Source organism: Dorea sp. Marseille-P4042, from assembly GCF_900290215.1.
Classification (GTDB): domain Bacteria; phylum Bacillota; class Clostridia; order Lachnospirales; family Lachnospiraceae; genus Dorea; species Dorea formicigenerans.
This window is the reverse complement of sequence record NZ_OLMI01000003.1, coordinates 221581-243203: the sequence shown is the minus strand read 5'-3', so window position 1 is coordinate 243203 and position 21623 is coordinate 221581. Positions and strand designations below refer to the sequence as shown.

The following is a 21623-nucleotide window of genomic DNA, read 5'->3' as shown; positions in this document are numbered from 1 at the left end:
TTAGTTCTCTTCCTCTTTCTTTTCCTTTTTTAACAAGTTTTGTAATACTTTTCTATCGAGTTCACCAGCTGCTTTTGCCATGGAAGCAAATAGAAGATAATAGATACTTCCGCTTAAGGATAGATTTTTCATAAAATCATCAATCCAGTCAAGCAGATATTTTTTGACGAATTCCAAGTTGTCAGAAAAAACAGCAGTGTTCTCATTTAATTTATCTGTATCAATGAAATTCAGTTCCTTTTCTGAGAGTCTTTTTAAAAAGTCAAGCTCTATGGAAATGTGATCACCAGGCAAATGATTATTGGAAACCTCGTAGCCATAGCGGTGGTAGAAAGCTTTTGTCTCATAGTCAGGAGCCTGATACAGTAAATTATCTCGGTTGGTATAGCTGGACTGCCACGGAGAAGCTTTGATTCCGTACGGATCAAAGAACAGGTCATAATATTCCTGTTTCATTGTCTTTGCAAAATCCGCGGAAGTTGTTTCAGATAAGTGTTTACGGAGTTGTTCATGGAATGTATGAATGTCCGGACGATTTTCTGCCAGTGGAAAATAATCCTCTTTTAACATTTGCCAAAGTACATTACAGAAATCTTCGCCAGGCTCTTTCATGAAGACCATGCTCATAAGGTTATAAAATTCAATCTTTTGTTCCCAAAGTTCTCTTAATTCGTTTTTCATTTTTTCTCTCCAATACATAACAAATAAATAATGAAAGCTCATAGAGCAATAATAAAGGTACAAACAGCATAATCTGAGAAATGACATCTGGTGGCGTGAGCACAGCTGCAAGCACGAGCATAATAAGAATGATGTATTTTCCGTACTTTTTTATAGTCGAATAACGAATCAGGTTTATACTTGCCAGGAAATAGATAACAGCCGGGACATCAAATACAATACCGAATACAGTAGTCATATTTATAATAAAACTCAGATAATTTTCGATGGACAGCATCGGGTCTATTTTGTAGTTAGTAAATTCTGACAAAAACCTCAGGCACAGTGGGGTTGTGACAAAAAGAGAAAATGATGCGCCGGCAAAAAATAAAATTGTTGCCATAAGGAAAAAAATCAGGCATTTTAAGCGTTCATTTTTCTTTAATGCAGGGCGGACAAAACGCCAGCACTGGAACATAAAAATCGGAACTGTCAGAAGAAGAGCTGCAAGAAAATCCAGTTTTAGATAGGACATTAGAAGCTCTTCGGGTTTCGTGTATATAAAGTCAATTTTGGTTGCCATATCCAGAATAAAATCGATGAGTTGATCTGTCTTTGTGTAAACATATATAAAAATGGCAATGAAAGCAATCAGGGTTTTTATGAGACGCTTACGGATTTCCGTTAAGTGTTCAACTAAAGTGAATTGTGGTAACATAACTTCTCCCTTTTGTGTTATTGGTTTTCTGAAATATCATTCATAGTTATGAGAAAATATTCACGGAAGTGGATTCAAAATCTTTTAAAGCCAGATCTTTTAAAGTCACCGCTTTGTCATAGCAGACTTCACTGCAAAGACCGCAATTGCTGCATCGGGAAGGATTTAAAGAAATAGAATTTCCTTCGAGCGTCAATGCTTTTGAAGGACAGAGCCGGATACAGGCTTCGCAGCCGGAACATTTTTCGGATATATGTGGAAACTTTAAATCTAAAATGCCGTACAGCTTCGGCTGTTTTTTTAATAAACTTCGGTATGTCTGATAGAAATGTATCTGTGAATCATTCATTTCTGAGTTGATGGTTTCTAAAGTTTTGCGAACATTTATGAAAGACATGAGAAAAGCTCTTTTGTCATCATCGTATTCACTGTCCAAAGTGTCCGGAAGGTCAGATTTCTTTTGGCTTTTGTAAAAATCGCTTCTTGCAAGCTGAGTTTGAAGCAATTCTTTTCTTTTGTTGAAATTATCGAAGCCGGAAACTAGTTCACAATGTTTGCATTTTGAATGGTCGAACTGTTCTAATATAGCAGGTTTTTTTAACAGCAAATATAAAATAGTTTCATCAGGAAGACTGCCAATACAAAACTGATTAAAATATGCAGAACTTTTCTTGTTCTGCTTTTGGCAGCCAAGCACAAAGTGATCATTTGTATCTGTTTCGTGAATGATATAGTCCAATGTCTGCAACTTCATTTTGATTGCCTGTGTTGGACAGGCCTGACTGCAGATACCGCAGCCAACACAGTGATCGTCAATGTTGATATGTTTTGTGATGCGGATACAGGACAAAGGACAGGCACGGACACATTTGTCGCAAGAATCCTTTGGCGAGATCAGTTTTGTACAGCGTGTTTCGTCAACGGTATAGTCACGAATATCCTGAAGAACGGTTTGCAAAATGTTCAGCAGCATAATTGAATTCCCCTAATTCCTATAACATTTATACCCTTATAATAAAAGAACGGAAAAATGAAGAAAGTGACAAAGTCACATATTAAGTGAAATATCATATAGAAAAATCACATGAATTAAACAATTTATTTATAGATAATATAAATAAACACATATAAAAATTCAATTGGTACTGTTCGGGTATGAGTTGTACAATAGATTTTGAAAAAGAATATTGAAGATGAAATTACAAAATGGGAGGAAGACAAATGGAAGGCAAATGGAAAGTTGCATTTTTATGTAAGAACAATACTTGCCGGAGTCAGATTGCTGAAGCGTTAGCTAAGAGACTGGCATCGGATGTTATGGATGTTTATTCAGCAGGAGTAGAGCTTGGAAAAGAAATGCATGACTGTGCAGTCCGAATGTTGAAAGAGACACATGGAATTGATTTGGTGGAAGAAGGTTATCATACAAAGCTGATTTCTGACATTCCAGACGTAGACATTATTATATATATGGGGTGTAACGTAGAGTGTGTGTCTATGCCATGCCAGATCGAATTGGATTGGGGACTTCTGGATCCGTGTGGCGGAACAGATGAAAACTTTAAAAAGACAATTAAGATAATCGAAAATAATATATTAAGCCTGCGCGACGATATTATCAGCGGACGGATCAATCAGTGGAAAAAAGAGAATCTTACCGTTGACTTTGCACCGGTATTCCCATTCTGGAATGAGTTGACAAAGGAACAGCAGGAACGTATCGACAGAGGCTGGCGTATTGAGCTCTTTGACAAAGGAAGGCAGGTCTATGATACGACACAGGGATGCAAGGGTGTTATGCTCGTGAAAAAAGGAAGCCTTCGCATTTACATGGTATCAGAAGAAGGGCGCGAAGTGACATTGTACCGGCTGTTCCCGGGAGACGTCTGTGTATTATCGGCAGCGTGTCTTATGGAAGAACTGGATTTTGATATTTTGATTGAAGCACCGGAAGATTCAGAAGTTGTAACAATTCCGGCAGCAGATCTTCAGCCGATCATGAAAGAAAATGCATTGATGGAGACTTATTTGTATAAGAAGACAGCCGAGAGATTCTCTAACGTAATGTGGACAATCCAGCAGATTCTCTTTAAGAAGATTGACCAGAGAATTGCAAGATATTTGTGGGATGTGATGTCGAGAGATAATACTACAAAAATAACGGCAACTCATGATGAGATTGCAAGAGATATTGGAAGTGCAAGAGAAGTTGTTACAAAGACAATGAAACATATGGCAGGCGATGGTCTGATCAAGAGTGGTCACGGAAAAGTAGAGATTCTTGATAAAGATGGATTATATGCATTGCTATAACAGATAAAGAAAAGCTATAATTAATACATTATTCAACGTAAATCAGAAGAAAGGAAAAAATACAATGAAGAAGAAACTAGTAGCAATGTTATTATGTGTGACTATGACAGTGGCACTCGCACTGGCTGGCTGTGGGAGCAAAAGTGCGGAATCCGAAAAAGACGATAAAGCAGATCTGCCAAAATTCAGAATTGGAGCAATTCCGGATCAGGATACTGCTGAGCTTCAGAAAGGCAATGATGCAGTAGCCGCATATTTAAGTGATTATCTTGGCTTTGATGTAGAATTTGTACCAACAGTGGATTATGCATCTCTTGTAGAAGGATTTCAAAGAGGCGATATTCAGCTTGCATGGTTCGGAGGACTGACTTATGTACAGACAAGAAATATTGTTTCAGACTGCACACCACTGATTCAGAGACCGGTTGACCAGTCATTTCAGTCTGTGTTCATCAAGAACACAGAGCTTGCAGGAAATGTAAATTCTATTTCAGATCTGAAAGGCAAAACATTTACATTTGGCTCAGAAAGTTCTACTTCCGGACATCTGATGCCAAGATATTTTATGGAGCAAGAAGGCCTGAATGTCAACAGAGATATTAAGGGTGGTCCGAATTATTCGGGGTCACATGATACAACGATTCAATTGGTTCAGTCCGGAAGCTTTGAGACAGGCGCTCTGAATATCACAGTGTGGAACAAAGCAATCAAAGAAGGAACTGTAGATACAAGTAAAGTAGAAGTATTTTATACAACACCAGAGTACTATGATTATGTCTGGACAGCAAATGTAGATGAGTATCTGGATGATATTTATGGCGCAGGAACAAAAGACAAGATCGCAGAGGCATTTATGAAGATGAATGAGGATTATTCTTCTGATGAAAATGCAAAGACAGCTCTTGATTTCTATCAGACAGACAAATGGATCAATGCGGCAGAGCCAAGCGCATATGATAACCTGGAATCTGTTGCAAAGAAATTAAATCTTCTGGAAGTAACGAACTAAGGAGAAAATAAACTTAACATGGGAAAAGAAATCATTCAGATTGAACATGTATACAAACAATATGGAGAAAAGAAGGTGCTAGACGATTTTTCGCTGAATATCGAAAAGGGCGAGACAATTGCCATGATCGGTTCCAGTGGAACTGGAAAAACAACCTTATTTAATGTGATTACCGGAACAGTTTCCTTGGATTCAGGGACGGTGCTGATTGATGGAAAAGAGGAAAGTACTTATAATCGGAAGACTATGGCGAAAAAACTTGGTATGATGACTCAAAAATTTGATTTAGTCAATGAATTGAGTGTCATCAACAATGTGCTGGCTGGACGGCTGGCTGACTGGGGATTCCTGAAAAGTTTGATTTCCTTAGTACACCCGCTTGAAAAAGTACTTGCAACGGAAGTTTTGGAACAAGTGAATCTAGAGGATAAAATGTATGAAAAGACAGCGAACCTCTCTGGCGGAGAACAGCAGAGGGTTGCACTTGCCAGAGTTCTTGTGCAGAACCCGGAGATCCTGCTGGCTGATGAGCCGATTGCATCTTTGGATCCGTCACTTTCGGAAACAGTACTTCAGATGTTGACAGGGCTTACAAAAGAGCATGGAATTACATTGCTATGCAGCCTCCACTCTGTAGAATATGCAGTGCGTTATTTTGACCGTGTTGTTGGACTGAAAGATGGAAAGCTGTTCTTAAATTGTAAAACAGAAGAAATATCAAAAGAACAACTGGAAGAACTGTATAGATAGTGGGGGATATAGTTCATGAGTGATTATAAGAAAAGAAAGGGCCAGCACATTCTGCTGGCCGTTGTTTTAATCGGCTCCTTTGTTTGGAGCCTGAGCATTCTTCCGCCGCATGACGAACTGATACATTCCGGCGGACTGGTGCTGATCAAAAAATTATTATTGTCCGTCTATGAGATGGAGATTACGAAAGAATCCCTAAGTACATGTCTGGAAGCGCTGATTCAGACATTTGTTTATGCATCGGCATCTATGGGGCTTTCGATTATCATTGGACTTATATTTGGACTGTTGTCTTCGAAAATTTTATTTTTAGGAAGAATCGGTAATGTTGTGAGGATTATTTTCCGTGTGCTGATCGGACTGTTAAGAGGCGTGCATGAACTGATTTGGGCATGGGTATTTGTAGCAGCGATTGGATTGACACCGCTTGCCGGAGTATTTGCACTTGCTATCCCCTATGGAGGGCTTTTGGCAATTAATTATTGTAATAACTTTAACAGTACACCGAAGGAGCCGTTGAAGGCACTTAGAAGAAGTGGAGCAAATCGGACACAAACTATTTTATATGGAGTTCTTCCACAAGCGTTTCCGGAAATGGTCAGTTTTACAATGACGAACTACGAGTGCTGTCTGAGATCCTCGACGATTATGAGCTTTGTCGGACTTGGCGGAATTGGATATCAGATTCAGATTGCACTGAAGGATATGAAATTTAATCTTGTGTGGCTTAATGTCATTGTTTTGATTCTACTGGTAATTGTAATCGATGTATGGGGAATTGCACTTAGAAAGAGGATTGTAACACGATGAAAAGAAAAAGGATAGGCTTTGTACAGATGTCGATGATTCTGTTTGTTGTGATCGTGTTGGGATCATGGGCATATCTGATTATAAAAAATGATGATTTGTTTGAAGTATTTAATGAAAGGAATCTTGGGTTTCTGGACAATTTTATACAGAAAATGTTTGGAAAAGGAGCAAAGCAGATTGCGTACACCGATAAAAGCCGCTGGATAGAAGTGCTGAAGCTGACTGTAGATACCATTGCAATGAGTTTTCTCGCAAATGGACTTGCTATGATAGGTACGCTGATCACAGTCGTTCCGGCAGCAGCTAACTATGCAGATGGAAGATTGACAGGAAGAAAGAATTGGTATGGGAAAATTATATTTGTAATCATTCGTTTTATATATATTATTACACGATCTGTGCCGGAATTAGTTTGGGGAATGTTATTCATTTTCTTTATCCAGGCAGGAGTGCTTCCGGGGGCACTGGCATTGGCAGTCCATAATTTTGGAGTGCTTGGCAGACTTTGTGCAGAAGTTGTGGAAGATGTGAATGTAAAACCATTACAGGGCCTGGCAAGATGTGGTGCCAGCAACAGCCAGATATTAATGTACGGAGTATTTCCAATGTGCTTTAAAAAGTTTCTGTATTATATGATGTTCCGGTTCGAAGTAATCGTGAGATCGACGATTGTCGTAGGGGCAGTCGGAGCCGGAGGTCTGGGACTTTATTTTAAACTACGTATGTCAGCTATGGATTACACAGGGGTTACCCTTGTGATTATGTGTTATCTGATTGTGGTGTACTTGACGGATATTGTTTCGGGCAAGTTACAGAAGATGTGGAATTGTTAAAATGACCGGGAAATATTTTAGATTATTTTTGTTTTATTGAGGCGGTATAAGTGCGGACAAAAATATAAGAAATGTGACATTATCACTTTTTTTATTTCGAGATATTGATAATATGGATTTACACAAAATGTGTAAGAAAAATATCATATTATTACAGGGGGTAAAAAACCGCATGAAAAAGAGAATTCTTTCTATGCTGCTTGCTCTGACGATGACTGTTTCTATGGCAGTTGGTTGTAGCAGTAATTCAGGCAGCGACAAGTCTTCAACAGATGATAAGAAGACAGAGTCAACAAAGGAGGAGACAAAATCCGTATTTACAAAGTCTCCTACGGGAAAAACAAACAGTGGTGTCGTAACGTATAACGTCGACATGACACAGTATGAGGATGGAAAGAAAGTACGTGTCTGGCTTCCGGTTGCTCAGGATACAGATTATCAGACAATCAAAGACGTAACTTACGATGTAAACGGTGCTGAAGGAAAAATTACAGAAGATGCACTTGGAAACAAAATGCTTTACATTGAGTGGGATAAAGACACAGCAGCCGCTGACCGTACAGCTACATGTTCTTTCCACGTAGACAGAGAAGAAATCTTACGTCCAGAGCTCAAAGAAGAGGGTGAGCCAGGATCTGACTTAGACGAGTATCTTGAGGCTTCAAGCACAATCCCGGTAGACGGAGTCGTAAAAGAGACAGCTGACGAAATTACAAAAGGAAAAGATACATATCTTGACAAAGCAAGAGCAATTTATGATTGGATCATCGCTAACATGAACCGTGATGAGAGTGTAAAAGGTTGTGGCCAGGGAGATGTATGTGCACTTCTTGATACAAAGGGTGGAAAATGTACAGACATTAACTCCGTATTTGTAGGTCTTTGCCGTGCATCAGGAATTCCTGCAAGAGAAATGTTCGGTGTTCGTATCAATGATACAGATATCACAAAGAATCAGCACTGCTGGGCAGAGTTCTATCTTCCAGGATTTGGCTGGATAGCAGCAGATCCGGCAGATGTACTGAAAGCAGTTCTGAAGAACAGCTGGGACAAAGAATCTGCAGAAGCTAAAGAGATTCAGGAATATTACTGGGGAAGCAACGATGAAAAACGTGTTGAACTTTCTGAGGGACGTGACATTACATTAGAGCCTGCACAGGATGGAGATAAACTGAATAACTTCGGTTATCCATATGCAGAAGTAGATGGAACAGCAGTAGATTTCTATACACCAGATACATTTGTATACACAATCTCATTTGCACAGGACGCTCAGTAAGATAGAGGACGGTTTGATGAGATACTCTTGGATAGTTCAAGGAAAGACTTCTGGAATAAACAAAATAAAAAGATTCATATGACATATATTTTATGATATGATACAAGAGGTTGTTGCGGGAGTTGGTGTAACAACCTCTTTTCAATAAAAATGAATTTGGGAAAAGAACTGTAAATAACAGATATTTTTATAGAATATTGATTAAAGAAGGGAATTTGTAAAATGAAAAAATTATGTTCCATACTGCTGATTACTGCGCTCTGTGTTAGTATGGTCGCATGTGGTTCCAAGAATAAGGAGAAGAGACAAGTGAATTCGATTGTTACAACTATGGGAAATAATGCTTCATTTCCGTCTGCTGTAAATGTATTTTCTACGACAGATCTGGAAGGCAACACAGTCACCAATGATATCTTTTCACAGGCAGATTTAACAGTCGTGAATTTCTGGGGAACATTCTGCAATCCTTGTATCAATGAGATGCCGGAACTTGCAAAGTGGAATGAGGAAATGCCTGACAACGTACAGATGCTTGGAGCAATCGTAGATGTAGAAACTGTAGATTCTGACGAATATACACTGGCACAGCAGATTGTGGAAAAAACAGGTGTAACTTATAAAAATGTTATTGCACCGGGAGCATTTGACCAGTTCATTAATAAACTGGCAGGCGTTCCGACAACAATATTTATTGATAAAAACGGAAAAGTTGTAGGAGAAGCTGTTGTAGGTGCGAAGGTAGAAGAATACAAACAGCAGGTAGAGGATTATTTGAATGAGCAGAAATAACAAGATTGCAGTGCAGGTGTTAAGTCTCTGTGTGGCAGCAGTTATGATTATATATGGTGTTAGCCGGGGAGAAACAGCTATCATATTTAATAAGGCGGTGAATATCTGCCTGGAATGTATTGGGTTAGGATAAGTGATATGAAGATTAATCAGGAAATAAAACGAAAAATTGTTCAAGTAGTGGCATTTGGCTACTCCAATACATATATTGGAAATTTCGTATCAGGTCAGATTTACAAAGGAAGCTGGAAAAAGTTCTGCAATCCCGGAATGAACTGTTATTCCTGTCCGGCTGCAAGACTTGCCTGTCCGATTGGAGCTATGCAGGCAGTCAGTGGTTCTATGAATTTCAAGCTTAGTTTTTATGTGATAGGTTTTGTATTGGCACTTGGAGTAGTGTTTGGAAGAGCAATTTGTGGTTTTTTCTGCCCGTTTGGTCTGATTCAGGAACTAATCTACAAGATCCCATTTCCAAAGAAAAAATTATGGAAATGGCTTACTTATGTAAAATATGTGCTGCTGGCAGTGTTTGTCGTTATCATGCCGGTTACGATGGTCAATGAGCTAGGAATGAGCAGCCCGGCGTTTTGCGAATACATTTGCCCGGCAGGAACGCTGGAAGGTGGAATCCCACTTTTAAGTACGCACCCGGAGTTACGCGCAACACTGGGAGCGCTGTTTTCTGTGAAAGCATGTATTTTGATCATAACTTTAATCGGCTGCCTGTCTGTCTGCCGGTTCTTCTGTAAAGTCATGTGTCCACTTGGAGCAATCTACGGACTACTGAATAAAGTCAGCATTTACCATATGGAATGCAATAAAAAAACTTGTGTCTCCTGTGGAAAATGTCATAACATATGTCCGATGGATGTAGATCCAGTGAAGAATTCCAAATCTGCAGAGTGCATACGATGTGGAAAATGTGTGGCATCATGCCCGAAAGAATCACTGGCTTTGAAGTTCGTATATGGAAAAAAGGGATAGCTTCATAAATGTCTTCAGAAAATAAGTTCAGAAAATAAAGCATCAGAAAATAAATTCTGTCAATAAACGACACGCTTATTGACAAAAATTATCAATTATGTTATCGTATCTCCTTGTAAAAGATTATGATTTGTGAGGGAGTAGCAGGCGTATATCAGATGAAAACGGATTCTGAACGCAACAAGTCAACATACTGATCTTTTAGATCTGGCTTGTTTTAATTTGTGAGACTCACGTATGGCTGTAAAGCTTATACGTGGACTCTCTTTATATGGAAGTATTGACCAGGTATGGCAGACAGCTGTACCTGGTTTTTATATAGGAGGAAATGAACGATGAACTGGAATTTTTTGTTTTTTATGAACAGCGCTCTTTTGGGAGTTGGGTTGGCAATGGATGCATTTTCTGTGTCACTTGCGAATGGAATGAATGAAAAAAAGATGAAGAAATCTCGTATGGCCTATATTGCAGGAGTGTATGCATTTTTTCAGTTTCTGATGCCTATGGGGGGTTGGATTTGCGTACATACAATTGTGCAGCTATTTGGTCAGTTTCAGAAATGTATCCCTTGGATCGCATTAATACTATTGCTTTATATTGGCGGAAGCATGATATGGGAATCAGTAAAAGGCGAAGAAGAAATTGAAGAAGTAAAAAAATTAAGTTTCGCAGTATTGATGCTGCAGGGAATTGCAACATCCATTGATGCATTATCTGTAGGATTTACTATTGCAGATTATGGATTTGTTATGGCGCTGGTCTGTTCCATTATCATTGCAGTTGTGACATTTGCGATATGTGAGACAGGCTTATATCTTGGAAAGACATTAGGAACAAAGTTGGCCGGAAAAGCAGATGTCTTAGGTGGGGTGATTCTGACTGGTATCGGAATCGAGATATTTGTGAAAGGCGTATTTTTCTAGGAAAGGGTGAAGCAGACATACATCACCACATCCCTGCATAGATTGTAAAAAAACAAACTATGCAGGGGTTTTCTATGAAGGATTATATTGAAGAGCGGGCGGTGGAAATCGCATATTATATTATTGAAAATAAAGCGACTGTCCGGCAGACTGCGAAGAAATTCGGAATGAGCAAGAGCACGATACATAAGGACGTCACGGAGCGTCTGCTGCAGATCAATCCGGCACTGGCGGGGGAGGCAAGGAAGGTGTTGGATCAGAATAAGTCGGAAAGGCATATCCGTGGTGGACTTGCTACGAAAGAGAAGTATCTTCATCAACATATGCTAAGACAGCATTAAGCGGTGTTAAGATACTGTTAAAAATATCAGATTTGTGCATACAAAGGGATTTTGAAAGCTAATATTTTGGCGTATTTGTCTCTTTTTTTCCGTCTCCGATTGTGCTAACATGTAGCACAGCAAAGGAGGTATGACATTATGAGTCAGAGAACAATCATATTTTCGAGCCCTGAAGACGTTCTGAATTTTGTTAGAACAGTTGAAAAGTACCCTTATGATATGGATCTGGAAAGCGGACGCGCCGTTGTAGATGCAAAGTCACTTTTAGGTCTGATGAATCTGGGACTCAACAAAGAAATTGAGTTAAAAGTTTACGATGAAAACTGCCAGGATCTGTTTGATGAAATTTCAGAGTACTTTGCAGCATAAGCAGTCATCAGGATATTTATGAATGAAGATCTAATTATAGAAGATCAAAAGAAAATTAATCTTGTGGGGAAAAACTTCTCGTCGTATAATAGGTGCGGTGAGGAGTTTTTTGAATTATGAAAAAATGTAATATTGACCGGAGTCATTATCTGTTTGATAATCAGGCTCTGGTATCTTTAATTGTACCATTAATTATTGAGCAGCTTTTAACAGTGCTGGTTGGAATGGCAGATTCCATTATGGTCGCAAATGTTGGTGAAGCAGCGGTGTCTGGAGTTTCGTTGGTAGACCAGATTATGGTACTTCTGATTAATATATTTGCAGCGCTGGCAACAGGAGGTGCTGTTGTTGCAGGACAGTACCTTGGACAGAAAAATAAAGAACAGGCATGTAAGTCTACGACGCAGCTCATGTGGTCTATGGGATTTATTTCCCTTGTCATTACAGCAGTTGTATATGCGTGCAAATATTGGATTTTGCATGGGGTGTTCGGACAGATTGAGGCAGATGTTATGCATCATGCAGATGTTTATCTTCTGATCGTGACAGCATCTATTCCATTTATCGCATTGTACAATGGTGGGGCAGCAGTATTTCGGGCAATGGGAAATTCGGAAGTGTCCATGAGGGTGTCATTGCTTATGAATGCAATCAATGTAAGTGGAAATGCAATCTTAATTTACGGGTTTCATTGCGGAACAGAAGGTGTTGCGATTCCAACGCTAGTGTCCAGATTTGTAGCAGCATTTATCATAATAAAACTATTATTAAAGGATAAATGGTCGTTACATCTGGAACGAACATTTCGTTTCAATCCGGATTGGAGCATGATCAGGAAAATATTGAGCGTGGGAATTCCTAATGGACTGGAAAATAGTATGTTCCAGCTTGGGAAAGTTCTGGTGCTGAGCCTGGTATCCACATTCGGAACTTATGCGATTGCAGCAAATGCAGTTAGCAATGTCATTACGTTATTTTCCATTTTGCCGGGACAGGCAATCTGTCTGGCAGTAACTACTGTAATTGCGAGGTGTGTTGGGGCAGGAGATTATGAACAAGCAAAATATTACAATAAAAAACTAATTCTGCTTACGCACATAGGAATGGCAATCACAATTTTTATTGTATTTATCACATTGCCATTTATTTTAAAAGTGTACAATCTTTCAGAAGCTGCATCTGAGGCTACGAGACACATTATCTGGTTTCATGGCTTTTGTGCAATATTGATTTGGGCTGAATCATTTACATTGCCGGCAACATTCAGAGCTTGCGGTGATGCAAAGGCATGTATGATTATTTCTACAGTATCTATGTGGATTTTTCGAGTAGGAGCCAGTTATATTCTCGGGAAAAATCTTGGGCTTGGAGTTTTTGGAGTCTGGGTGGCTATGATTATCGATTGGGCATTCCGTTCACTATTATTTGGAATCCGTTATTTTAGCGGAAAGTGGAAAAAGCATGCACTTGTAAGTTAGATATTGCTATATGCCATTCAGGTAAGAAAAAATTCGGTAGAAGCAGAGTCATTATTTATAAAATGTGAAAAAATTCTAGAGAATTTAAAAGAGAATTTCAGAAAAATGTGGAAATACATAGAGAATGCTAGAAAGTTGCTTGTCAAGGTGACAGACGTACATTATAATAAAATTAGCGTATTTTATTAGCGTATTTAATTTAGGAGGAAAATCTTGTGAAGAGAGAATTAGTAATTGTCATTGATTTTGGCGGACAGTACAATCAGTTAGTTGCAAGACGTGTCAGAGAATGCAATGTGTACTGCGAAATCTATTCTTATAAGACAGATCTTGAGAAGATAAAAGAAATGAATCCTAAGGGAATCATTTTAACTGGCGGACCGAACAGTTGCTATGAAGAAGGAGCACCGACCTGTTCAAAAGAATTATTCGAGATGGGAATTCCGGTACTTGGACTTTGCTATGGTGCACAGCTCATGATGCACGTGCTTGGTGGAAAAGTCGAGAAGGCAGAGGTCAGCGAATATGGTAAAACAGAGGTTCTGGTTGATAAGACAGAATCTAAGTTGTTCAAAGATGTATCCGAGAAGACTATTTGCTGGATGAGCCATACGGATTATATTTCTCAGATAGCACCGGGATTTGAAATTTCTGCACACACAGCAGACTGCCCGGTAGCAACAGCAGAGAATGCAGATAAGAATCTGTATGCGATTCAGTTCCACCCGGAGGTACTTCATACAGCAGAAGGAACAAAGATGCTTTCAAACTTCGTTCTTGGTGTCTGTGGATGCGCCGGAGACTGGAAGATGGATGCATTCGTAGAGAATACGATTAAAGAAATCCGTGAGAAAGTCGGGGATGGAAAAGTGCTTTTGGCATTATCCGGAGGAGTCGATTCTTCTGTTGCAGCAGGTCTGTTATCCAGAGCAATCGGAAAGCAGTTGACGTGCGTATTTGTAGATCATGGTCTTCTGCGTAAAGATGAAGGAGATGAAGTTGAAGGAGTATTCGGACCGAATGGTCAGTTTGATCTGAACTTTATCCGTGTCAATGCACAGCAGAGATATTATGATAAACTGGCAGGAGTTACAGAGCCTGAAGCAAAACGTAAGATTATCGGTGAAGAATTTATCCGTATCTTTGAGGAAGAAGCAAAGAAAATCGGTGCAGTAGATTTCCTGGCACAGGGAACGATATATCCGGATGTTGTAGAGAGTGGACTTGGCGGAGAATCCGCAGTTATTAAATCTCATCATAACGTAGGAGGGCTTCCGGACTACGTTGATTTCAAAGAAATCATTGAGCCGCTCCGCGACCTGTTTAAGGACGAGGTAAGAAAAGCTGGGCTTGAACTTGGAATTCCAGAAAACCTGGTATTTCGTCAGCCATTCCCAGGACCGGGACTTGGAATCCGAATTATCGGAGAAGTAACAGCTGAGAAAGTAAGAATTGTTCAGGACGCTGATGCAATCTACAGAGAAGAGATTGCAAAAGCTGGACTTGATCGTGATATTAACCAGTACTTTGCAGCACTTACAAATATGCGAAGCGTAGGAGTTATGGGAGATTTCAGAACATATGATTATGCAGTAGCCCTCAGAGCTGTAAAGACAATCGATTTCATGACAGCCGAGGCGGCAGAAATTCCATACGAAGTATTGAATAAAGTCATGAACCGAATTATAAACGAGGTGAAAGGAGTCAATAGAGTATTCTATGATCTGACGAGTAAGCCACCTGGAACGATCGAATTCGAATGATATCTGGTGCGTATCGTGTGTAATGTACGGTTTATCCTCAATAATGGATTTGTGTCCCATCATCTGGGACACGGTTTCAATGGGAACTCCTCTTGACACCATAACCGTTTCAAAGGAACGCCGTAAACTATGGAATCCTCTAAATGCGATTTTGGATACGCCTGCTTTTTCGCAATACTTGTCAATCATACTGCCAAATCCCTTTGACAGTCTTCGATACGGAGCCTTTACTGTTACGAAAACCTCAGTAATATCGCATTTAGGACGCCAGTCGAGGATATAATCAGCAAGGGCGTTCAAGGTGGCACCGTTCAGTTCAGATACGATTGGCGTATGAGTTTTTGACTGCACTACTGACACTTTGTGATTGTGCCAGTCTATATCTGATAACTTAATGCCTATGATGTCGATTCCGCGAAGCCCTGTGCAGTATGCAACAAGTATAATCGCAAGATCCCTCTTTCCAATGGTGCTATCTGTATCAGCTGCCTGGGCTATTCCCGAAATTTCTTCTTCAGAATAGGCCGGGATAATACGCCGGTGATTATTTTTCAGCTTCAGAAGAGTATAATCACGGTGCAGGCAATCATTCCCATGAGCCCGAAGGTATTCTGTGGCATACTTTACACACCTTAACGTACGTCCGGTACTGCCGCTGTTCGAAACCAGTACTTCATCAATCAGGAATGACATGACTATAGTGTCATCAATACGTTGCGGCTTTATCCCGAACTGTTCAGCGTACCACAAAAAATGTCTGGTAGGGGCTCGGAGATCCTTTTTTGTTGCATTGCTGATAGGGTAACTGTTGAGAATTATTTCCACGAGGCTGCTTGTCTCGTCGGATACAATGTACTTGAGCGGATGAGATTTAGCGCTCGAAAAATCAACAATGCCGCTTTCCGCAATTGAAGATAGCATACGCATAACACGCAGTTGGAATCGATGATATTCCTTGCATATCTCACCGGAAGAACACCTGGTGTCAAGATTGTCCTTGTAGGAATCCATCAACTCCGGACTGTAGGAATCAACCTGTGATGACTGCGCAAAGCGTACTATCGAATTACAAACAATCTGATACTGTTCTAAAGACACTTCCAGTATCCCGTAGGCTCTCACCTCCTTCACGAGCTGATCAGTTAATGGTTTTAGTAACGGGTAGGATTTTATCATACACGGTCTCCTTTCTATAGCGATGACTGGTTACATCTCTATAGTAAGAAATGCCGATATATTTATAAAGTCCTGTAAATCCAATATTTCAGAAAGGCAAAAATCGGCATTTCTAAAATATCGGCATATGGGGAATCGAAACTTCTTTCCGTGAGCTGAAATATACGATTGGCCTGACAAATCTTCACTCTAAGTAAGAAAGTAATCCGGTTGTATGCAACAATGCTCTGGGCATTTACACGACCGGAAAAGATACAGAATAAGATGAAGGAAATAAGCTGGAAGAAAAGTGGAAGTAAAGTGGCAGTGAACTGACAGTAAACTGGCATGTGAATGGTATTACAATGAAAATACGTGCATGTTAGAATTGATATGCTGAGAGAAATAGACCTTCGCAGACGTAATGTTTGCGGAGGTTTTTCTTTTCTCAAATTTTAAGGCGTCAGGCTGTGCCCGGAAGGGCATGGCCTTTTTTATACCCAAAAACAGGTTGCAGATTTGAAAAAGCTTCCTTTTTAACAGGTAGATGCCGGAAAGGAAGAGCATATCAAGATGCAGGGAAGAGGCAGGCATTATGCCAGATATCCATGATTTTCGATTTGTCACAAATCAAGTTAAGGAAACAGCAGAGGAACTGGGCATCAGCACACGTCAGGTGAGTAGAGACAAGAACAGTGCTTTGGCAAAAATGTTAAAGAGAATGAAAGCAGCTGAATATGAATCATATGCTGAGGCGGCAGGAGTATTTCTGCAGGAAAGCGATTATATTCCAACACAGATGGAAACACAGAATTCTATTAAGAAGAAAAGGACCGGAGAAGTGAGACTGCCATCGGATAACAAGGCAAACAACTAGATGGATTATTTCTAATAATAAATATCACACATAGGCATACATAATCGTAAGCGACAGAAGAGGTGTTAAGTGATGTAAAAGATAAAAGTTTGTGAAAAATTAATCCTATGGATTAACTATCAGGTGAGGATAATTAAAGTTGTGGGAACAACTGCATACTATAAAGGATAAAATCTATGAGTAAAAAAGTCTGCATAGAAATTAAGCAGTTGCTGAATAAAGTTGTAAAACTTGTTTCTCATGGAAATACATCTCCTTTCTGTTGATAAGGCAATTATAAAATGTGAAACAAAATAAAAGTTTGCAAAAAGTCAATCCTAAAAATTTAAATATCAGTTGTGGAAATAAAGTTGTGGAAACAACTGCATATTATAAAGGATAATATCTGCGAGTAAAAAAGTCTGCATAAAAGTTAAGTAGTTGTTGAACAAAGTTGTGGAATTTGTTTCTCATAGAAGTTCATCTCCTTTCTGTTGACAAGGTCATTATAAAATGTGAAACGAAATATTACTTGCCAAATAAATATAAAAGGTGGACAAAATTTGCAAACAAGAAGGAAGAGTTGATAAATATGACTGATTAACTCTTCCTTTTTTTGCACTTTATATGTTTTTACGATACTCAGATGGAGATATGCCTATCGTTCGTTGAAAGATTCGACTGAAATATAAAGGATTATCATAACCTATTATCTGTGCAATCTCCTTAATGCTATATTGCTTATTTTGCAGTAGCGTTTCAGCATTATTGATTCTTTTTTGCAAAATAAACTGTTTTGGCGTAATTCCAGTATATAACCTGAAATTGCGTATGAACCAGTTTGTGCTGACGTGGTTCTGTTTAGCATAGGCATCAACATTAATTGCTTCATTGTAGTGTTCACTAAAATAAACAATGGCTTTGTCTATTTCTTCTGCTATTTGGGATGTGTCTGTTATAATCGTTTGCTCAAAATGACGCTGTAATCTAATAAAAATCTGTCTTAAATACATTTCGAGCATTTCGGAATAACCAGATTTACACATCTGTAACTCTTTTATCATAACCGAAAAAAGATTTTTATATTCAGGATCAGAACCACAATAAAAGACACGCTTATCTTTGGTTATGCCATAGGAACGAAGTAGATTTGTGACACTGCTTCCGGTAAAGTGAACCCAATATACTTCTGTGTGATCTTTGGCATAATAGACATATTTTTGAGGCTCTTTGGGGCGATATAAAACCATATGACCAGCATGCACAATTGTATCAGTACTATCCTTATCAAAATAAAAATGAGCTTTCCCGGAAGCAACGTATAATAATTGAAAGTCAACTCTGCCACGGGGTCTCCATGTAGGAAGTTTTGGTTTGGTATATAACTTATAAGTTCCGCACATTGTTACAACAAGTGGATTTGATTTATCCTTTCTGTCTATATGCGAATCATTCAGATATGCATTGTTTGTGTACATTGCTACCTCCGTATATGAAAACAATTAGAAAGTGTCTGAAAATTAAACAAAAATGATAGATTTAGTTTGATTTTAACACAAATTTCATGATAAGTCCATTTCTAATGATGGATAACAACGAAAAACAAAAAGTAAAAAGGTTATTTTGTGTATGTTTTGTTCCATTTATGATATTTATTCTGACGTAAAATTTTTATATAATTTTTGTAAAATTATATAAAAGTTGTGGAAAGGAGAAGTTTCACATGGAAGAGAAAAAATACCTTAAATGGTATAACAAGGTAGGTTATGGTTCGGGAGATCTGGCAGGAAATGTTGTGTATGCATTCTTGTCATCATTCGTAATGCTGTATTTGACCAATACAGTAGGTTTAAACCCGGGTATTATCGGAACGTTGATCATGGTATCAAAGTTATTTGACGGAATCAGCGACATGTTCTTTGGAACTATGATTGACAAAACAAAAAGCAAACTGGGAAAAGCAAGACCGTGGATGCTCTATGCGTATATAGGTTGTGCGGTAACACTTGTAGCAAACTTTGCAATACCGGACAGTCTTGGAACAACAGCTCAGTATGCATGGTTCTTTGTTGCATATACACTGTTAAATGCGGTATTCTTTACTGCAAATAATATTGCATATGCATCATTGGTTACATTTTGTACAAAAAACAGCAGAGAACGTGTAGAGATGGGATCATGGCGTTTTATCTTTGCATTTTCAACAAGCTTGCTTATTCAGTCTGTTACAGTTCAGTTTGTAAGAGTAGCAGGCGGTGGAGCAGCTGCCTGGAGAACAGTTGCTGTAGTATATGCTATCATTGGATTGATTGTAAATACAATTTCCGTATTTTCAATCAAGGAGCTTCCAGAAGAAGAATTAAAAGTAGGTAAAGACTACACAGAAGAAAAGTATAGTCTGGTAGAGGCAGCAAAACTTTTATTTTCCAATAAATATTATCTTATGATCTGTGCTACTTATATTTGTCAGCAGATTTATTCAGCTATGTTAAATATGGGAATTTATTACATGATTTACATACTGAAAAATGAAGATTTATATTCTGTATTTTCATGGGCAATCAATATTCCTGTCATCATTGCAATGTGTATCACACCTATGCTGGTAGAAAAGATGAAAGGTTTATATAGAATGAATCTTGCTGGTTATATTCTCGGAACAGCAGGGCGTGTCGGAGTGATTTTTGCCGGTTATATGGGCAGCGTTCCACTTATGCTTGTATTTACAGCAGTTGCAGCACTTGGAATGGCACCATGGCAGGGGGATATGGGAGCTGTAGTTGCAAGTTGTTCAGAATATACATACCTTACAAAACATAAACACATTGACGGAACAATGTATTCTTGTACTTCCTTTGGTACAAAAATCGGAGGAGGAATCGGAGTTGCTCTTTGTGGATGGTTACTTGATGCAAGTGGATTTGTGAAAGAAGCAACAATCCAGCCAGAATCCTGCCTGAACATGTTGCATGTTATGTATTTGTGGATTCCGATGGTATTGTCATTGATCATTACATTTATCATGTCAAGAATGAATGTAGAAGATGCGAACAAAAAGCTTAGAAAACAGTTGGAGGAGTGTTAAAATGGAATACAAGGGTATGAAAGAGGATGAACGTTTAATTTCAGTTACACCAAGCAAAAGACAGATTGCCTATCAGAATATGGAGTATTTTTGCTTCATCCATTTTACAGTAAATACTTTTACAGGAAGTGAGTGGGGATTAGGTGATGAACCGGAATCTATCTTCAATCCTGAAGAGTTAGATGCCCGCCAGTGGGCAAAGACAGCTGCTGAAGGTGGAATGAAGGGATTAATACTGACTTGTAAACATCATGATGGCTTTTGCTTATGGCCAAGCAAGTATACAGAACATAGTATTAAAAACGCACCTTATAAGAACGGAAAAGGTGATATTGTTCGTGAAACAGCAGAGGCATGTAAAGAATATGGATTGAAATTTGGAGTCTATCTCTCACCATGGGACAGAAATAATGAATCTTATGGAAAAGGCAAAGAATACGATGACTACTATGTGAATCAGCTTACAGAGCTTCTGACAAACTACGGTGACATATTTGTAATCTGGCTTGACGGAGCCTGTGGCGAAGGCAGCAATGGAAAGAAACAGGTTTATGACTGGCAGAGATATTATGAAGTAATGCGTAAACTCCAGCCAAATGCCGTGATCTCAATTTCAGGTCCGGATATCCGCTGGTGTGGAAATGAAGCCGGACAGGTCCGTCCAAGTGAGTGGAGTGTCGTTGCAGCAGATATGACAGATCCGGCGATTACAGCACAGCTCAGCCAGCAGGAAGATAATGAAGAGTTCAGAAATCGTCCGTTAGATGAAACACAGGCAGATCTTGGAAGCCGTGAATGCCTGCGTAATGAAGAAAAATTAGCATATTATCCGGCAGAAACAGATGTTTCTATCCGTCCAGGCTGGTTCTATCATGAGGAAGAAGATGATCAAGTTCGGTCTTTCGAAAACCTGAAAGAGATTTATTTATCTTCAGTTGGTGGAAATACAACACTTCTGTTGAATCTTCCTCCAATGAAAAATGGAAAACTTCATCAGACAGATGTTAATAATGTAAAAATGCTTGGAGATTTTATAAGAAGCACGTTTAAAGACAATCTGGCAGATATCGCAGAAATTACAACAACTCCGGAACAGGATGCGGAAGGTAAAAATGCAGATCTTTTAAGAGTAGATGATTATGAGAATGTGTTCAGAAATAAAGCCGGGGACAGAGAATTGACAATTTATCTGCAGTGGACAGAGAAAAAGAAATTATCTTATCTGGTATTAAAAGAGGCAATTCCTTTTAGTCAGCGAGTGGAGAAGTTTTCTGTATGGTATGCGGCAGAAGATGGAAAAAAAGAGAAAATAGTGGATGCTACTACAATTGGTTATAAGAAGATCATCGATTTGCAGGGCGTAGAAACAGATGCAATCGAAATTCGTATTGAAGATTCAAGAGTTGCTCCTGTAATCTCATTTGTAGGTGTATACTAAAATAGAACAAGAAATTTTTAACGAACGAATCCCAAAAATCTTTTTTGGGATTTGTTTGGAAAGGAAGGAA

General features: G+C 38.9%; 21 protein-coding genes and 1 pseudogene. 17 read left to right on the top strand and 5 right to left on the bottom strand.

The window, feature by feature from the left end:
* From C7E02_RS14595 to C7E02_RS14585, 3 genes are read right to left on the bottom strand one after another with little or no spacing between them, the layout of a single operon-like run.
* On the bottom strand, positions 1–681 hold the full coding sequence (locus C7E02_RS14595; RefSeq protein WP_158683057.1) for a TorD/DmsD family molecular chaperone: 681 nt from the start codon (positions 679–681) through the stop codon (positions 1–3).
* Positions 641–1378 (bottom strand): twin-arginine translocase subunit TatC, encoded by a 738-nt coding sequence (gene tatC / locus C7E02_RS14590; protein WP_105309963.1) that lies wholly within the window; start codon positions 1376–1378, stop codon positions 641–643. Before tatC ends, C7E02_RS14595 begins: the two co-directional genes overlap by 41 nt.
* 46 nt (positions 1379–1424) lie before the next feature.
* On the bottom strand, positions 1425–2351 hold the full coding sequence (locus C7E02_RS14585; RefSeq protein WP_105309962.1) for a 4Fe-4S binding protein: 927 nt from the start codon (positions 2349–2351) through the stop codon (positions 1425–1427).
* 248 nt (positions 2352–2599) lie between these two features.
* On the opposite strand from C7E02_RS14585, the gene C7E02_RS14580 reads away from it, so the two are divergent.
* The 14 genes from C7E02_RS14580 (at position 2600) to guaA (ending at position 15019) form a co-directional block, all read left to right on the top strand.
* Positions 2600–3691 (top strand): helix-turn-helix domain-containing protein, encoded by a 1092-nt coding sequence (locus C7E02_RS14580; protein WP_242978897.1) that lies wholly within the window; start codon positions 2600–2602, stop codon positions 3689–3691.
* Positions 3692–3755: 64 nt separating this feature from the next.
* A complete protein-coding gene (locus C7E02_RS14575) occupies positions 3756–4700 on the top strand; it encodes a putative selenate ABC transporter substrate-binding protein (RefSeq protein ID WP_105309961.1) in 945 nt (314 codons plus the stop codon).
* An 18-nt stretch (positions 4701–4718) separates the two neighbouring features.
* Positions 4719–5450: a phosphonate ABC transporter ATP-binding protein gene (locus C7E02_RS14570; protein ID WP_105309960.1), complete on the top strand. Its 732-nt coding sequence runs from the start codon at positions 4719–4721 to the stop codon at positions 5448–5450.
* Positions 5451–5465: 15 nt separating this feature from the next.
* Entirely contained in the window at positions 5466–6260 is a 795-nt protein-coding gene (locus tag C7E02_RS14565) for a PhnE/PtxC family ABC transporter permease (protein WP_105309959.1), read from the top strand.
* Positions 6257–7093: a PhnE/PtxC family ABC transporter permease gene (locus tag C7E02_RS14560; RefSeq protein ID WP_105309958.1), complete on the top strand. Its 837-nt coding sequence runs from the start codon at positions 6257–6259 to the stop codon at positions 7091–7093. The genes C7E02_RS14565 and C7E02_RS14560 overlap by 4 nt, the downstream gene beginning before the upstream one ends.
* Before the next feature lie 172 nt (positions 7094–7265).
* Positions 7266–8372 (top strand): transglutaminase-like domain-containing protein, encoded by a 1107-nt coding sequence (locus tag C7E02_RS14555; RefSeq protein WP_105309957.1) that lies wholly within the window; start codon positions 7266–7268, stop codon positions 8370–8372.
* A gap of 222 nt (positions 8373–8594) precedes the next feature.
* Positions 8595–9161, top strand: a complete 567-nt coding sequence (locus C7E02_RS14550; RefSeq protein WP_105309956.1) for a TlpA family protein disulfide reductase — start codon at positions 8595–8597, stop codon at positions 9159–9161.
* Positions 9148–9294 (top strand): CD1871A family CXXC motif-containing protein, encoded by a 147-nt coding sequence (locus C7E02_RS14545; RefSeq protein WP_105309955.1) that lies wholly within the window; start codon positions 9148–9150, stop codon positions 9292–9294. Before C7E02_RS14550 ends, C7E02_RS14545 begins: the two co-directional genes overlap by 14 nt.
* A 5-nt stretch (positions 9295–9299) precedes the next feature.
* Positions 9300–10145: a 4Fe-4S binding protein gene (locus C7E02_RS14540; protein WP_242978896.1), complete on the top strand. Its 846-nt coding sequence runs from the start codon at positions 9300–9302 to the stop codon at positions 10143–10145.
* Positions 10146–10480: 335 nt separating this feature from the next.
* Complete coding sequence (locus C7E02_RS14535) at positions 10481–11068, top strand: manganese efflux pump MntP (RefSeq protein WP_005343011.1); 588 nt, start codon at positions 10481–10483, stop codon at positions 11066–11068.
* A 74-nt stretch (positions 11069–11142) separates the two neighbouring features.
* Positions 11143–11409 (top strand): sporulation transcriptional regulator SpoIIID, encoded by a 267-nt coding sequence (spoIIID, locus tag C7E02_RS14530; protein WP_005333337.1) that lies wholly within the window; start codon positions 11143–11145, stop codon positions 11407–11409.
* A gap of 138 nt (positions 11410–11547) precedes the next feature.
* On the top strand, positions 11548–11778 hold the full coding sequence (locus tag C7E02_RS14525) for an HPr family phosphocarrier protein (RefSeq protein WP_005333338.1): 231 nt from the start codon (positions 11548–11550) through the stop codon (positions 11776–11778).
* 116 nt (positions 11779–11894) lie between these two features.
* Complete coding sequence (locus C7E02_RS14520) at positions 11895–13256, top strand: MATE family efflux transporter (RefSeq protein WP_022278508.1); 1362 nt, start codon at positions 11895–11897, stop codon at positions 13254–13256.
* Between the two features lie 215 nt (positions 13257–13471).
* Positions 13472–15019, top strand: a complete 1548-nt coding sequence (gene guaA, locus C7E02_RS14515) for a glutamine-hydrolyzing GMP synthase (RefSeq protein ID WP_005333345.1) — start codon at positions 13472–13474, stop codon at positions 15017–15019.
* A 24-nt stretch (positions 15020–15043) separates the two neighbouring features.
* On the opposite strand, the pseudogene C7E02_RS20705 reads toward guaA, so the two are convergent.
* Positions 15044–15712: pseudogene (locus C7E02_RS20705) on the bottom strand (site-specific integrase); the annotation flags it as partial.
* 1057 nt (positions 15713–16769) lie between these two features.
* Between C7E02_RS20705 and C7E02_RS14505 the strand changes: the two are divergent.
* Positions 16770–17051 (top strand): hypothetical protein, encoded by a 282-nt coding sequence (locus C7E02_RS14505; RefSeq protein WP_005341807.1) that lies wholly within the window; start codon positions 16770–16772, stop codon positions 17049–17051.
* Between the two features lie 602 nt (positions 17052–17653).
* Here C7E02_RS14505 and C7E02_RS14500 read toward each other — a convergent pair.
* Positions 17654–18508, bottom strand: coding sequence for an AraC family transcriptional regulator (locus tag C7E02_RS14500; RefSeq protein WP_005341801.1), 855 nt, complete (start codon positions 18506–18508; stop codon positions 17654–17656).
* A gap of 245 nt (positions 18509–18753) precedes the next feature.
* Here C7E02_RS14500 and C7E02_RS14495 point away from each other — a divergent pair, with 245 nt between their 5' ends.
* A complete protein-coding gene (locus C7E02_RS14495; protein ID WP_005341798.1) occupies positions 18754–20115 on the top strand; it encodes an MFS transporter in 1362 nt (453 codons plus the stop codon).
* Position 20116: 1 nt separating this feature from the next.
* Positions 20117–21553, top strand: coding sequence for an alpha-L-fucosidase (locus C7E02_RS14490; protein WP_005341796.1), 1437 nt, complete (start codon positions 20117–20119; stop codon positions 21551–21553).
* The last annotated feature ends 70 nt before the right edge of the window (positions 21554–21623 follow it).